General features: G+C 64.6%; 12 protein-coding genes. 5 read left to right on the top strand and 7 right to left on the bottom strand.

Features of this window, described 5'->3' with window-relative positions:
• Nucleotides 1-20: 20 nt before the first annotated feature.
• From NHH73_27725 to NHH73_27735, 3 genes are read left to right on the top strand one after another with little or no spacing between them, the layout of a single operon-like run.
• Entirely contained in the window at nucleotides 21-875 is an 855-nt protein-coding gene (locus tag NHH73_27725; protein ID USX26307.1) for a MoxR family ATPase, read from the top strand.
• Nucleotides 875-1,468, top strand: a complete 594-nt coding sequence (locus NHH73_27730; protein USX26308.1) for a GNAT family N-acetyltransferase — start codon at nucleotides 875-877, stop codon at nucleotides 1,466-1,468. The genes NHH73_27725 and NHH73_27730 overlap by 1 nt, the downstream gene beginning before the upstream one ends.
• 1 nt (nucleotide 1,469) lies before the next feature.
• Nucleotides 1,470-2,639: a hypothetical protein gene (locus NHH73_27735; protein ID USX26309.1), complete on the top strand. Its 1,170-nt coding sequence runs from the start codon at nucleotides 1,470-1,472 to the stop codon at nucleotides 2,637-2,639.
• 81 nt (nucleotides 2,640-2,720) lie between these two features.
• On the opposite strand, the gene kdpE is transcribed toward NHH73_27735, so the two are convergent.
• The 7 genes from kdpE to NHH73_27770 all read right to left on the bottom strand — a co-directional run bounded on the left by kdpE (nucleotide 2,721) and on the right by NHH73_27770 (nucleotide 10,959).
• Entirely contained in the window at nucleotides 2,721-3,425 is a 705-nt protein-coding gene (gene kdpE, locus NHH73_27740; protein USX26310.1) for a two-component system response regulator KdpE, read from the bottom strand.
• 14 nt (nucleotides 3,426-3,439) lie between these two features.
• On the bottom strand, nucleotides 3,440-6,229 hold the full coding sequence (gene kdpD, locus NHH73_27745) for a two-component system sensor histidine kinase KdpD (protein USX29728.1): 2,790 nt from the start codon (nucleotides 6,227-6,229) through the stop codon (nucleotides 3,440-3,442).
• Nucleotides 6,230-6,244: 15 nt separating this feature from the next.
• A complete protein-coding gene (gene kdpC / locus NHH73_27750; protein ID USX26311.1) occupies nucleotides 6,245-6,835 on the bottom strand; it encodes a potassium-transporting ATPase subunit KdpC in 591 nt (196 codons plus the stop codon).
• A gap of 10 nt (nucleotides 6,836-6,845) precedes the next feature.
• On the bottom strand, nucleotides 6,846-8,891 hold the full coding sequence (kdpB, locus tag NHH73_27755; GenBank protein ID USX29729.1) for a potassium-transporting ATPase subunit KdpB: 2,046 nt from the start codon (nucleotides 8,889-8,891) through the stop codon (nucleotides 6,846-6,848).
• A 72-nt stretch (nucleotides 8,892-8,963) separates the two neighbouring features.
• The gene (kdpA, locus tag NHH73_27760) at nucleotides 8,964-10,781 is read right to left on the bottom strand and encodes a potassium-transporting ATPase subunit KdpA (protein ID USX26312.1); all 1,818 of its coding nucleotides are present in this window, start codon (nucleotides 10,779-10,781) and stop codon (nucleotides 8,964-8,966) included.
• Complete coding sequence (locus NHH73_27765; GenBank protein USX26313.1) at nucleotides 10,781-10,870, bottom strand: potassium-transporting ATPase subunit F; 90 nt, start codon at nucleotides 10,868-10,870, stop codon at nucleotides 10,781-10,783. The genes kdpA and NHH73_27765 overlap by 1 nt, the downstream gene beginning before the upstream one ends.
• The gene (locus NHH73_27770; protein USX26314.1) at nucleotides 10,867-10,959 is read right to left on the bottom strand and encodes a potassium ABC transporter ATPase; all 93 of its coding nucleotides are present in this window, start codon (nucleotides 10,957-10,959) and stop codon (nucleotides 10,867-10,869) included. The genes NHH73_27765 and NHH73_27770 overlap by 4 nt, the downstream gene beginning before the upstream one ends.
• Before the next feature lie 236 nt (nucleotides 10,960-11,195).
• Here NHH73_27770 and NHH73_27775 point away from each other — a divergent pair, with 236 nt between their 5' ends.
• Both NHH73_27775 and NHH73_27780 read left to right on the top strand, forming a co-directional pair.
• Nucleotides 11,196-11,891, top strand: coding sequence for a dihydrodipicolinate synthase family protein (locus tag NHH73_27775; protein USX26315.1), 696 nt, complete (start codon nucleotides 11,196-11,198; stop codon nucleotides 11,889-11,891).
• Complete coding sequence (locus tag NHH73_27780; protein USX26316.1) at nucleotides 11,888-12,460, top strand: hypothetical protein; 573 nt, start codon at nucleotides 11,888-11,890, stop codon at nucleotides 12,458-12,460. Before NHH73_27775 ends, NHH73_27780 begins: the two co-directional genes overlap by 4 nt.
• Nucleotides 12,461-12,468: the final 8 nt, after the last annotated feature.

Here is a 12,468-nt window from a genome sequence, read left to right on the forward strand (position 1 = left end):
TTTTCACCGAGACATCACGCATGCAAGCCACCCAACGCTTTGAGGGTTCCGACCAGTACGTCGCGACCAATGACCTGAAACTGGCCGTGAATGCGGCCTTGACGCTGCAACGCCCGCTGCTGATCAAGGGCGAGCCGGGCACCGGCAAGACCATGCTGGCCGAGGAAGTGGCCGCCGCCCTGAACATGCCGCTGATGCAATGGCATATCAAGTCCACCACCAAGGCGCAACAAGGGTTGTATGAATACGACGCGGTGTCGCGTTTGCGCGACTCCCAGCTGGGCGACGAGCGTGTGCGCGACATCCAGAACTACATCGTCAAGGGGGTGCTGTGGCAGGCTTTCACGGCCCCCGAGCCGGTGGTGCTGCTGATCGACGAAATCGACAAGGCCGACATCGAGTTCCCGAACGACCTGCTGCGCGAGCTCGACCGGATGGAGTTCTACGTGTATGAGACGCGCGAAATGGTGCGGGCGGTGCACCGGCCGCTGGTGATCATCACCTCCAATAATGAGAAGGAGCTGCCCGACGCCTTCCTGCGCCGCTGCTTCTTCCACTATATTAAATTCCCGGACCGCGACACGATGGAGCAGATCGTCGCCGTGCACTACCCGAATTTGAAGAAGGATTTGCTGGCACAGGCGCTGCAAAGCTTCTACGAGGTGCGCGACGTGCCGGGCCTGAAGAAAAAGCCGTCGACGTCGGAGTTCCTCGACTGGCTCAAGCTGCTGATGGCCGAGGACATCCCGGCCGAGGCGCTGCGCAGCCAGGACGCCAAGGCCATCGTGCCGCCGCTGCACGGCGCGCTGCTCAAGAACGAGCAGGACGTGCACCTGTTCGAGCGCCTGGTGTTCATGTCGAGGACCAACCGCTGATGAAGGCGCCCTCCCCGATCATCCTGGAATTGAACGGCGTGCGCCTCGAGCCGCTCGGGCCGCAGCACGCCGAGGGCCTGCTGGCCGCCGCGCAGGACGGCGAGCTGTGGACCTTGCGCGTCACCTCCGTGCCGGCGCCGAACGAAGTGGACGCCTACATCGACAAGGCGCTGGAGATGCGCCCCACCCGGCTGGCGTTTGCCGTCATCGACACCGTCAGCGGCGCCGTCATCGGCTCGACCAGTTATCACGACATCGTCCCGGGCATCGGCCGCATGGAGATCGGCTACACCTGGTACGCCAAGAGCCGCCAGCGCAGCCACGTCAACTCCACCTGCAAGCTGCTGCTGATGACGCACGCGTTCGAAAAACTGGGCGCGGCGCTGGTCGGCCTGCGCACCGATAACTTCAACCACGCCTCGCAGGCGGCGATCGAGCGCCTGGGCGCGCGCAAGGACGGCGTGCTGCGCCACCACGCGGTGCGGCGCGACGGCACTGTGCGCGACACGGTCATGTACAGCATCACGGCCGGCGAATGGCCCGAGATCAAGGCGCAGCTGCGCTACCGGCTGGAACGGCACGGGAAGGCCTGAAATGCTGATCGATTTCTTCTTCACCCTCAAGGACGCCAAAATCCCGGTCACGATCAAGGAGTTCCTGACCTTGCTCGAAGCGATGCAAAAGAACGTCATCGACGCCTCGCTCGACGACTTCTATTACCTGTCGCGCCTCACGCTGGTGAAGGACGAGGCGCACTTCGACAAGTTCGACCGCGCCTTCGGCATGTACTTCAAGGGCGTCAACGACGTCTTCGAGACCAACAGCGCGATTCCGCTGGACTGGCTGCTGCAACGCATGAAGCGTGAGCTGAGCGCCGAGCAGAGGGCCGAGCTGGAAAAATTCGGCTACGACAAACTCATGGACCGCCTGCAGGAACTGCTCAAGGAGCAGAAGGAGCGCCACGAGGGCGGCAGCAAATGGATAGGCACGGGCGGCACCTCGCCCTTCGGCAACGGCGGCACCAATCCGGAAGGGGTGCGCATCGGCGGCAAGGGCGGCAACCGCACGGCGGTCAAGGTGTGGGAGGCACGCGCCTACAAGGACTACGACGGCGACAAGGAAATCGGCACGCGCAACATTAAGGTCGCGCTGCGGCGCCTGCGCAAGTTCGCGCGCCAGGGAGCGGAGGACGAGTTGGCGCTCGACGCCACCATCCGCGCCACGGCCAGCAATGCCGGCTACCTGGACATCAAGATGCAGCCCGAGCGCAAGAACAATATCAAGGTGCTGATGCTGTTCGACGTGGGCGGGACCATGGACGACCATATCGAGCGCACCGAGGAATTATTCTCGGCGTCGAAGACGGAGTTCAAGAACATGGAGTTCTTCTACTTCCACAACTGCGTTTATGACTATATGTGGAAGAACAACCGGCGGCGGCACTCGGAGCGTTTTCCGACGTGGGACATCCTGCGCAAGTACCCGGCCGATACCAAGCTGATTTTTGTCGGCGACGCGACCATGAGCCCCTACGAGGTGCTGCAGCCGGGGGGCTCGGTCGAATATAACAATGCGGAAGCGGGCAGCGAGTGGCTGGCGCGCTTCACGAACGCGTTTCCGAAGTTCGTCTGGCTCAATCCCGAGCCGGAAGGGATTTGGCAGTACCGGCAATCGGTCAGCATCATCCGCCAGTTGATGAACAACCGGATGTTCCCGCTGACGATGGATGGGCTGGAGCGGGCCATGCGGACCTTGAGCAAATGAGACGTAGCGCGATCAGGCGGAACGCGGTAATCCGTCATGTATGCGCCGTCGACAAAGTCTGGCGGATCAAGCGCTGCGACATCATGATTGCAATTGAAGGCGGTAGCCGACCGCAGTCTCGGTCAGCAGATGGCGCGGCTGAGTGGGATCGGCCTCCAGCTTGTGCCGCAGGTGCCCCATGTAGATGCGCAGGTAGTGGCCGTTCTCCCCTTGCGACGGCCCCCAGACCGCGCGCAGCAACTGCGGATTGGTCATCACGCGGCCGGCGTTACCCACCAAAACCGCGAGCAGTCGATACTCGGTGGGCGTCAGGTGGACATTCTCCCCGGCGCGCGTGACGCGGCGGTTCTTCAGGTCCACCGTCACGTCGCCGAACACGATCAGGCCATCATTATCGGCGGCGGGCTGGCGCTGGCGCCGCAAGGTGGCGCGCACCCGCGCCAGCAGCTCGCCGACACCGAACGGCTTGGTCAGGTAATCGTCGGCCCCGGCGTCGAGCGCACGGATCTTGTCGGCCTCGTTGACCCGCGCCGACAGCACGATCACCGGCACCGTCGACCATTTGCGCAAATCGGCGACGAAATCGATGCCGTCGCCGTCGGGCAGGCCCAGATCGAGCACGATCAAGTCCGGTTTGCGGGTGCCGGCGTCTATCAGGCCACGCTGCAGGGTCGCCGCCTCGTGCACCTGCCAGCCCTCCTCCTCCAGCGCGGCGCGCACGAAGCGGCGGATTTGCGGCTCGTCCTCGACCAGCAGGGCGATGGGGGCGGTCGCTATGTCATTCATTTACGTCACTCATATCAGCTATCCTGTTCCAGCTCGTGCATCTCCGGCATTTCCGGCGGCGTGCCAAGCGGCAGCGAGATCGCGAAGCCCGCGCCGCCCAACGGCGACTGCGCCGCCGCGATGCGTCCGCCGTGCGCCTCGACGATGGCGCGGCAGATCGCCAGCCCCAGGCCCACGCCAGGCTTGGCCGATTCCCGTTCGCCGCGCGTGAATTTCTCGAAGATGGCTTCCTCCCGTCCGGGCGGCAAACCCGGACCGTCATCATAGACCAGGATATTAATCCAGGCGCCGTGCAACTCGGCGGCGATGACGATTTGCGATCCGGGCGGCGTATATTTGCCGGCGTTTTCCACCAGGTTGCACAGCACCCGTTCGATCAGCACCGCGTCGTAGCGCAGCAGCGGCAGGTCGGACGGCAGCCGGGTGCGCACCACGTGGCCTTTTAATAGCGACGCGCTGGCGCGCAGCGCGCTGCCCACCACTTCCTCCAGCGGCTGCCATTGCAGGTTGAATTTCACTTCCCCGCTCTGGATGCGCGCCATGTCGAGCAGATTCGAGACCAGGGCGCTCATGCGCAGGGCCTCGTCGTGCAGCGCGGCCGCCATGTCCAGTTGCGAGGGCGCCAGCGCCGGTTTCGAGCCGGCCAGCGATTCGGACAGGCCGACCAGGGACGTGAGCGGCGTGCGCAGGTCGTGCGACAACGCCGCCAGCAGCGAATTGCGCAGCCGCTCGGATTCCATGTTGACCAGCGCGTTCTGCGCCACCTCGATGTAGTGCACCCGTTCCAGCGCGATGGCGGCCAGCGCGGCGAAGGTGTCGAGCTGCTGCCGCTGCTCGGGGATCAGTATCCAGCGCGCGTTTGCCGGTTCGATTGCCAGTACGCCGCGTGTGCGCATCGGCGCTTCCAGCGGCAGGTAAAAGATCCGGCTGGCTGGCAGGGTGCCGGTGCCCAGGCCCGCGCTTTCGGCGTGGTCGAACGACCATTGGGCGATGCCGATGTCGAGCGCGGAGCGATGTCCGATATAGGCGGCATCGACGGCCTGGATAGCGCCGCCACCGTTTCCGGGAGGCGGCATCCGCAGCCTGCCCTCGTCGTCCGGCACCATCAGCGTGGAGCGGGCGCGGAAGGCCCGCTGAATCGCCGCCTGCGTGGTCCCGAAGATTTGTTCGGTTTGCAAAGCGCCGGACAGTTCACGCGCGAACTCATAGAGTGCGCGCGAGCGCTTCTCGCGCTGTGAGGCGATGCGCGCCTCGAAACGCAGGCCGGCGGTCAGGTGGCCGGTGATCAGACCCACCGCGAGCATGACGACAAAGGTAATCACGTACTGGAAATCCGTCACGGCGAAGGTGAAGCGCGGCGGAACGAAAAAGAAGTCGAAGCAGGCCACGCTGACGCAAGTGCCCAGCACCGACGGTCCGCGACCGAAGCGCACCGCCACCAACACCACCATCAGCAAAAACAGCATGGCGATGTTGGCCAGGTCGAGCCAGACCGCCAGCGGCGTGGCCACCAGCGCGGTGGCGACGCTGGCCACGGCGGCAATCAGGTAGCCGGCGGCCCGGCTGCGCAGCCAAGGCACTTTTACCCCGGTGTCATCGGCATCGGCGGGCAAGTCGTCGGCGTCCCGGCCGATGGGAACCGGCGATGCCGCCTCCGGCTCCTTGCTTGCGCGGCCGATTTCGATCAGGTCGAGGTCCGGCGCGTAGAGCGCCAGGCGCTTGATGTGCGGCGGGCGCCAAGGCCACGTCGGATGGGCGCGGCCGACCACGATCTTCGACAGGTTGCGGCTGCGCGCATATTCCACCGCCGCCATGGCGATGTCGCGCCCGGAAATGACCGCCGTGGTCGCGCCCAGGCTCTCCGCCAGCTTCAGGGTTTTGAGAATCTGCTCGCGCCGCGCGGCGGGCAGCCGATGCAGCGACGGCGTTTCGACATAGATCGCGTGCCAGCCGGTGCCCAGTTGGCCGGCCAGCCTCGCCGTGCTGCGCACCGTATGCTCGCTGCCGGGACGCGGGCCGACGCAGGCCAGCAGCGCGGCGCCGGTCTTCCAGATGTCGGCAATCGATTGCTCGACGCGGTAGGCGCGCACGTCGTCCTCGACCCGGTCGGCGGTGCGGCGCAGCGCCAGCTCGCGCAACGCGATCAGATTCCCTTTGCGGAAGAAGTTTTTCGACGCGCGCTCGGCCTGCTGCTCCTGATAGACCTTGCCGCTTTTGAGGCGCGCCAACAGTTCGTCGGCCGGGATATCGACCAGCACCACCTCGTCGGCCTGGTCGAACACCGTGTCGGGCACCGTCTCGCCGACGCGGATGCCGGTGATGCCGCCGACGACGTCGTTGAGGCTTTCAAGGTGCTGCACATTGACGGTGGTGAGCACGTCGATGCCGGCGTCGAGCAGTTCCTCGATGTCCTGCCAGCGCTTGGGGTGGCGCGAGCCGGGCGCGTTGGAGTGCGCCAGTTCGTCCATGAGGATCAGCGGCGGGCGCCGGGCCAGCGCGCCATCGAGATCGAATTCGCTCAGGGTTTTGCCGCGATAGTCGATGCGCTTGGGCGGCAGCACGTCCAGGTCCCCCAGCATGGCGGCGGTCTCGCCGCGTCCGTGGGTTTCGACAACGCCGACCAACACCTCCTGCCCTTCGGCCTGCGACTTGCGGGCGGCGGCCAGCATCGCATAGGTCTTGCCAACGCCGGCGGAGGCGCCGAAGTAGATGCGCAGCTTGCCGCGCGCCGCCTTGCGCTCCTGCGCATTCACCTGCGCCAGCAGCGCATCGGGGTCGGGTCGTTGGCTCTCGTTGGGGAACATGGACATGCGCTGATTTTACCCCTTGTCGGGGCTTGCCGCGCCGTCCAACGCCAGATTCAGCGCCAGCACGTTGACCCTCGGCTCGCCGAAAAAGCCGAACACCTGGGCGATCCGGTGGCGGTCGATCAGCGCCAGCACCTCCTTGGCCGGCAGCTTGCGGACGGCGGCGATACGGCCGGCCTGATAGCGCGCGGCGGCCACGCTGATCTCGGGATCGAGGCCGCTGGCGGACGCCGTCACCAGATCGACCGGAATCGGAGCGCTGTTGGACGGATCGGCCGCCTTGAGCGCGTCGATACGGCCCTTGACGGCATCCAGCAGCGCGGGATTGTTCGGTCCCTGATTGGAGCCGCTGGAGCCGGCGGCGTTGTTGGGCATCGGCCCGGTGGCCGACGGACGGCCCCAAAAATACTGCGGCGACGAAAACGGCTGGCCGATCAGCGTCGAGCCGACCTGCTTGCCGCCGGCTTCCACCAGGCTGCCGGCCGCCTGGGCGGAAAATGCTGTGGCGCCGATGCCGGTGACGGCGAGTGGATAAATCACGCCGCAGATCAGGGTCAAGGCACTGAAGACGACGACGGCGGGACGAATTGCGGAAAACGACATGATGATCTCCTTAAGCCAGGTTGAGCGCCGACAGCAGCAGGTCGATGGCCTTGATGCCGACAAACGGCAGGATGATGCCGCCGACGCCGTACAGCAGCAGGTTGCGGCGCAACAGCGCGACGGCGCCGATGGCGCGGTAACGCACGCCCTTGAGCGCCAGCGGAATCAGCGCGACGATGATCAGCGCGTTGAAGATCACCGCCGACATGATGGCCGACGACGGGCTGGCCAGGTGCATGATGTCGAGCGCCTTCAGTTGCGGGTAAGTGCCGACGAAGGCCGCCGGAATGATGGCGAAGTACTTGGCGATGTCATTGGAGATGGAGAACGTCGTCAGCGAGCCGCGCGTCATCAGCATCTGCTTACCGATTTCGACGATCTCCAGCAGCTTGGTTGGATTCGAATCCAGATCGACCATGTTGCCCGCCTCCTTGGCCGCCTGCGTGCCCGAGTTCATCGCCACGGCGACATCGGCCTGCGCCAGCGCCGGCGCGTCGTTGGTGCCGTCGCCGGTCATCGCCACCAGACGTCCCTCGGACTGGTAGCTGCGTATCAGTTTAAGCTTGTCTTCCGGCGTCGCCTCGGCCAGGAAATCGTCCACGCCCGCCTCGGCGGCGATGGCGGCGGCGGTCAGCTTGTTGTCGCCGGTGATCATGACGGTCTTGATGCCCATGCGGCGCAACTCCGCGAAGCGCTCCTTGATGCCGCCCTTGACGATGTCCTTCAACTCGACGACGCCCATCACGCGGCCGCCGTCGACCACCACCAGCGGCGTGCTGCCGCGACGCGAGATGTCGTCGACGGCGCGGGTCACTTCCGCCGGATACGGCAAGCCGAGCGCCTCGACGTACTTGCGCACCGTGTCGGCCGCGCCCTTGCGGATTTCGCGGTCGCCGATATCGACGCCGCTCATGCGGGTTTGCGCGGTGAACGGCACAAAGACCGCGTTCAGCGACGCCATCTCGCGCTCGCGCAGGTTGAACTTCTGCTTTGCCAGCACCACGATGCTGCGCCCTTCCGGCGTTTCGTCGGCCAGCGAGGCCAATTGCGCGATATCGGCCAACTGCTGGTCGGTCACGCCGGGCGCCGGCACGAACGATGATGCCTGGCGGTTGCCGAGCGTGATGGTGCCGGTTTTATCGAGCAGCAGCACGTCGACGTCGCCGGCCGCCTCCACGGCGCGGCCGGAGGTGGCGATCACGTTGGCCTGCATCATGCGGCTCATGCCGGCCACGCCGATGGCCGACAGCAGGCCGCCGATGGTGGTTGGGATCAGGCACACCAGCAGCGCGATCAGCACCGTGATGGTGACCGGCGCGCCGCTGCCGCTGGCGGCCACGGAAAACAACGAAAACGGCAGCAAGGTCACGGTCACGATCAGGAACACGATGGTCAGGGCCACCAGCAGGATCGTCAGCGCGATCTCATTTGGCGTTTTCTGGCGCTTGGCGCCTTCGACCATCGAGATCATGCGGTCGAGGAAGGTCTCGCCCGGATTGGCGGTGACTTTGACCACCAGCCAGTCCGACAGTACGCGCGTGCCGCCGGTGACGGACGAGAAGTCTCCGCCGGACTCGCGGATCACCGGCGCCGATTCGCCGGTGATGGCGCTTTCGTCGACCGACGCCACGCCTTCGATCACTTCACCGTCGATCGGGATCACGTCGCCCGCCTCCACCAGGATGTAGTTACCCTTGCGCAGATCGAGCGCGGGCTGTGGCAGCCAGGTGGTGCCGTACTTGGGGCTGGCCAGCTTCTTGGCGACCACGGTTTGCTTCAGGCTGCGCAGCGACGCCGCCTGCGCCTTGCTGCGGCCTTCGGCCATGGCCTCGGCGAAGTTCGCGAATAGCACCGTGAACCACAGCCAGACGGTGATCGCCAGGATGAAACCGGGGCTGGTCTCGCCCTTGCCGAACAGCGCCTGCGCATACAGCAAGGTGGTGATGATGCTGCCGACGTAGACCACGAACATCACGGGGCTGCGCACCTGCGTGGCGGGACTGAGTTTGCGGAACGAGTCGGCGATGGCCGGCATCAGCAGCTCGCTGTCGAACATGCCCTGCTTTTTGACCGGTGGATTGGTAAAGATGGTCATCTCTTTTTGGATAGTCTGCGACATGGTGATTCCTTATTTTGCAAACAGCTGCAAGTGGTCGACCACTGGGCCGAGCGCGAGCGCCGGAACATAATTGAGCACGCCGACCAGCGCCACCACGCCGCACAGCAGGCCGATGAACATCGGGCCGTGGGTCGGCATGGTGCCGGCATTCGCCTGCAAGCGGTTTTTACCGGCCAGCGAACCGGCGATGGCCAGGATAGGCACGATCATCGCGAAGCGGCCGAACCACATCGCCACCGCCAGCATGCTGTTGTAGAACGGCGTGTTGGCTGACAGGCCGGCAAAAGCGCTGCCGTTGTTGTTGGCGGCGGAGCTGAACGCGTACAGGATCTCGGAGAAGCCGTGGGCGCCGGGATTGGCGATGCCGGCCTTGCCGGCGTCCGTCATGACGGCGATGGCGGTACCGACCAGCACCAGGGTCGGCGTCACCAGGATGGCGATGGAGGTCATCTTCATCTCGTATGCCTGGATCTTCTTGCCCAGGTATTCCGGCGTGCGGCCGATCATCAGGCCGGCGATGAAGACGGCCATGATGGCGAAGATCAGCATGCCGTACAGCCCCGAGCCGACGCCGCCGAATATCACTTCGCCGAACTGGATCAACAGCATCGGGATCATGCCGCCCAACGGCATGAACGAATCATGCATGGCGTTGACCGCGCCGCAGGAGGCGGCCGTGGTCACGGCGGCGAACAAGGCCGAGGCGCTGATGCCGAAGCGGGTTTCCTTGCCTTCCATATTGCCGCCCGATTGCAGCGCGCTCATGGCCTGGTCGACGTTGAGCGCCTGCAGCGCGGGATGCGCCTGCTGCTCGGCGCCCAGCACCACGACCGTGGTGGCGACGAACAGCAATGTCATCGCGGCCAGGACCGCCCAGCCCTGGCGCGGATCGCCCACCATGCGGCCGAACGCGAAGCACAAGCCGGCCGGGATCAGGAAGATGGCCAGCATCTGCATGAAGTTCGTCAGCGGCGTCGGATTCTCATACGGATGTGCGGAATTGGCGTTAAAGAAGCCGCCACCGTTCGTACCCAGCATCTTGATCGCCTCCTGCGAGGCGACAGGTCCCATGGCGATGGTTTGCGTTTTGGCGGTCAGCGTTTCGGTGACCGGCTCGCCCTTGGCGTCCTTCAGCGGCTGTCCATCAGCGCCGACTTTGGGCTGCGTGTAGGTGACCGGATCGAGCAGGGTTACTTCTTTATACGCGGAGAAGTTCTGGATCACGCCCTGCCCCATCAGGAATACGGCGAACACCAGCGACAGCGGCAGCAGCACATACAGCGTCGAACGGGTGGCGTCGACCCAGAAGTTACCGATCGACTTGGCCGAACGTGAAGAAAAGCCCCGGATCAGCGCATAGGCGACAGCCATGCCGGTGGCGGCGGAGAAGAAGTTCTGGCCGGTCAGCGCCAGCATCTGGGTTAGATAACTCACAGTCTGTTCGCCGCTGTAGCCCTGCCAGTTGGTGTTGGCGACAAAGCTGACGGCGGTGTTGAACGACGAGTCGGGGCTGACGTTGTCAAAGCCCTGGGGATTGAGCGGCAGGAAGGCCTGAACCCGCTGAAGCGCGTAAACAGCTAAGGCGCCGATGCCGTTGAAGGCCAGCAGCGCGATGGCGTAGGCTTTCCAGTTCTGGCCTTCGGGTTTGCCGTCCTGGCCAGCGATGCCGGCGGCGCGGTACAACAGCGCCTCGATCTTGCCGATCCAGCCCATGCCGGGGATGGCATTGCCGTTGCCGACGCGCGTCAGCAGGATGCCGAGCGGGTAGGCCAATGCGATGACGGCGGCCAGGAACACCACCAGCAGAACGATCGATTGCATGGTCATCACAGTTCCTCCGCTTTCAGCAACGCGACGATCAAATACACCAGCAGGCCGCCGGCGGCGGCGGCGCCGATCACGTAGAAGAGGCTCATGGCTGGCCTCCCAGCTTGTCGCAACCGGCGGTAAACGCCACGGTCACAGCGAAGAACATCACCATCGCACCGATAAATACTATGTCCATCACACCCTCACAGGTCTTGTTTTGATACTGGGAAGGTTAGCGGGAAGGGTCTAAAGATTTTGTAAAGACTTGGAGGGGCGGTGTAAACAAACCGTAAAAATTTGGTGTTCCGGTACGCGATTATGCCTTTCGCTTATGCCTTGTTTACACGCTGTTTACGCCCCCGGCCACACTCTTTAGAGAATTTTTACAAGCCTCGGCATAAGCTTGAAGTGTTACCACTATCCGAAAAGATCATGCTTACCTCCATTCGCGGCATCTGGGTGCCGCTGGCCACACCGCTGCATCATTGCGAAATCGATCTCGCCGCCTATGTGCGGCCATCGCAGGATGGTCTGGTGCGCCACTTCGAGACGATCGCCGACGCCACGGCGCAGCCGATCGTGCTGTATAACGTGCCGGCGCGCACCGGCATCAATCTGGAGCTGGCCACAGCGCGCCGTTTGGCGGTCAACCCGCAATTCATCGGCATCAAGGAAGCCGGCGGCAGCTTGCAGCAGATGACGGAGCTGGTGCTCCGCACGCCGCTGTCGATGCTGTGCGGCGACGATGCGCTGCTGTTCGCAGCCTTGTGCGGCGGCGGGCATGGCGCCTTCTCGGCCGCCGCGCATATCCGCGTCGATTTGTATGTGCGGCTATACGATCTGGTGTGCGCGCAACGCCTGACGGAGGCACGCGATCTGTTCGACCATCTGCTGCCGATTATCCGGCTGCTGTTTTCGGAGCCGAATCCAGCGCCGCTCAAGGCCGCGCTGTCGATACAGGACCGGATCGGCGATGAGTTGCGCCTGCCGATGACACCCGCCAGCACGGAGTGCAAGCTCGGCCTCGCCGCCGCGCTGGAGGAGCTGGAAGACATTCCAGTCTATCGTTCGGACGCGGCGGCGCAACCGGCCACGCGTGCCTGTACTGCAGCGGCGGAGGTGGCATGATCGTCGCGCTAACGGGCATGGACGGCAATCGGGACGTCTCCGATCTGGCCGAGGAACTGGCGTTGTTGCGAGTGGCGGCCGGCAATCGCGTGCTACTGGTCTGTCCCGATCCCGGCGCATACGATCCGCAGCTATACGATGATTTGGTGGTCGATGCGTCGCAGTTTGTGGATTCAGGCGCGTCGCCGACGTCGGGTAGCGCCAAGGCCGATACGGCCTTGGCGCGTGCAGGCGTGATCGTGGCGCTGCTGCGGCGGGAGGAACTGGAGCGTCCGAACCACGCGCCTTTGCTCGAGCGTCTGCTCGAGGCGCAACGGGCCAATCCAGGTGCGCGCGTGCTGGTGACGGTGGCGCATGGCAGCGTGCCGTTGTCGGCGCATCAGACAGGGTGTGTGCTGGTGTTTGTGGCGCAGTTGCGGGGCGCGCGGCTGGCGGACATGCTGATTCTGGACGAGCAAGGCGCGTATCACTCGCACCATAGCGAGCTGGAACCAGCGATGTACAAGGCTGCGAACGTGCTGTGCGCGCCGGAAGTGCGGCACCTGTACCGGGAAGTATTCCACGCATAATCCGGCAC

The sequence above is a fragment of the Oxalobacteraceae bacterium OTU3CINTB1 genome (assembly GCA_024123955.1).
Taxonomy (GTDB): domain Bacteria; phylum Pseudomonadota; class Gammaproteobacteria; order Burkholderiales; family Burkholderiaceae_D; genus Rugamonas.

Excerpts from the sequence above, each read along its gene's own strand:
- NHH73_27725 (USX26307.1), top strand. The coding sequence starts at position 21 with ATGCAAGCCACCCAACGCTTTGAGGGTTCCGACCAGTACGTCGCGACC.
- NHH73_27730 (USX26308.1), top strand. The coding sequence starts at position 875 with ATGAAGGCGCCCTCCCCGATCATCCTGGAATTGAACGGCGTGCGCCTC.
- NHH73_27735 (USX26309.1), top strand. The coding sequence starts at position 1,470 with ATGCTGATCGATTTCTTCTTCACCCTCAAGGACGCCAAAATCCCGGTC.
- kdpE (USX26310.1), bottom strand. The coding sequence starts at position 3,425 with ATGAATGACATAGCGACCGCCCCCATCGCCCTGCTGGTCGAGGACGAG.
- kdpD (USX29728.1), bottom strand. The coding sequence starts at position 6,229 with ATGTTCCCCAACGAGAGCCAACGACCCGACCCCGATGCGCTGCTGGCG.
- kdpC (USX26311.1), bottom strand. The coding sequence starts at position 6,835 with ATGTCGTTTTCCGCAATTCGTCCCGCCGTCGTCGTCTTCAGTGCCTTG.
- kdpB (USX29729.1), bottom strand. The coding sequence starts at position 8,891 with ATGTTCGACAGCGAGCTGCTGATGCCGGCCATCGCCGACTCGTTCCGC.
- kdpA (USX26312.1), bottom strand. The coding sequence starts at position 10,781 with ATGACCATGCAATCGATCGTTCTGCTGGTGGTGTTCCTGGCCGCCGTC.
- NHH73_27765 (USX26313.1), bottom strand. The coding sequence starts at position 10,870 with ATGAGCCTCTTCTACGTGATCGGCGCCGCCGCCGCCGGCGGCCTGCTG.
- NHH73_27770 (USX26314.1), bottom strand. The coding sequence starts at position 10,959 with ATGGACATAGTATTTATCGGTGCGATGGTGATGTTCTTCGCTGTGACC.
- NHH73_27775 (USX26315.1), top strand. The coding sequence starts at position 11,196 with ATGCTTACCTCCATTCGCGGCATCTGGGTGCCGCTGGCCACACCGCTG.
- NHH73_27780 (USX26316.1), top strand. The coding sequence starts at position 11,888 with ATGATCGTCGCGCTAACGGGCATGGACGGCAATCGGGACGTCTCCGAT.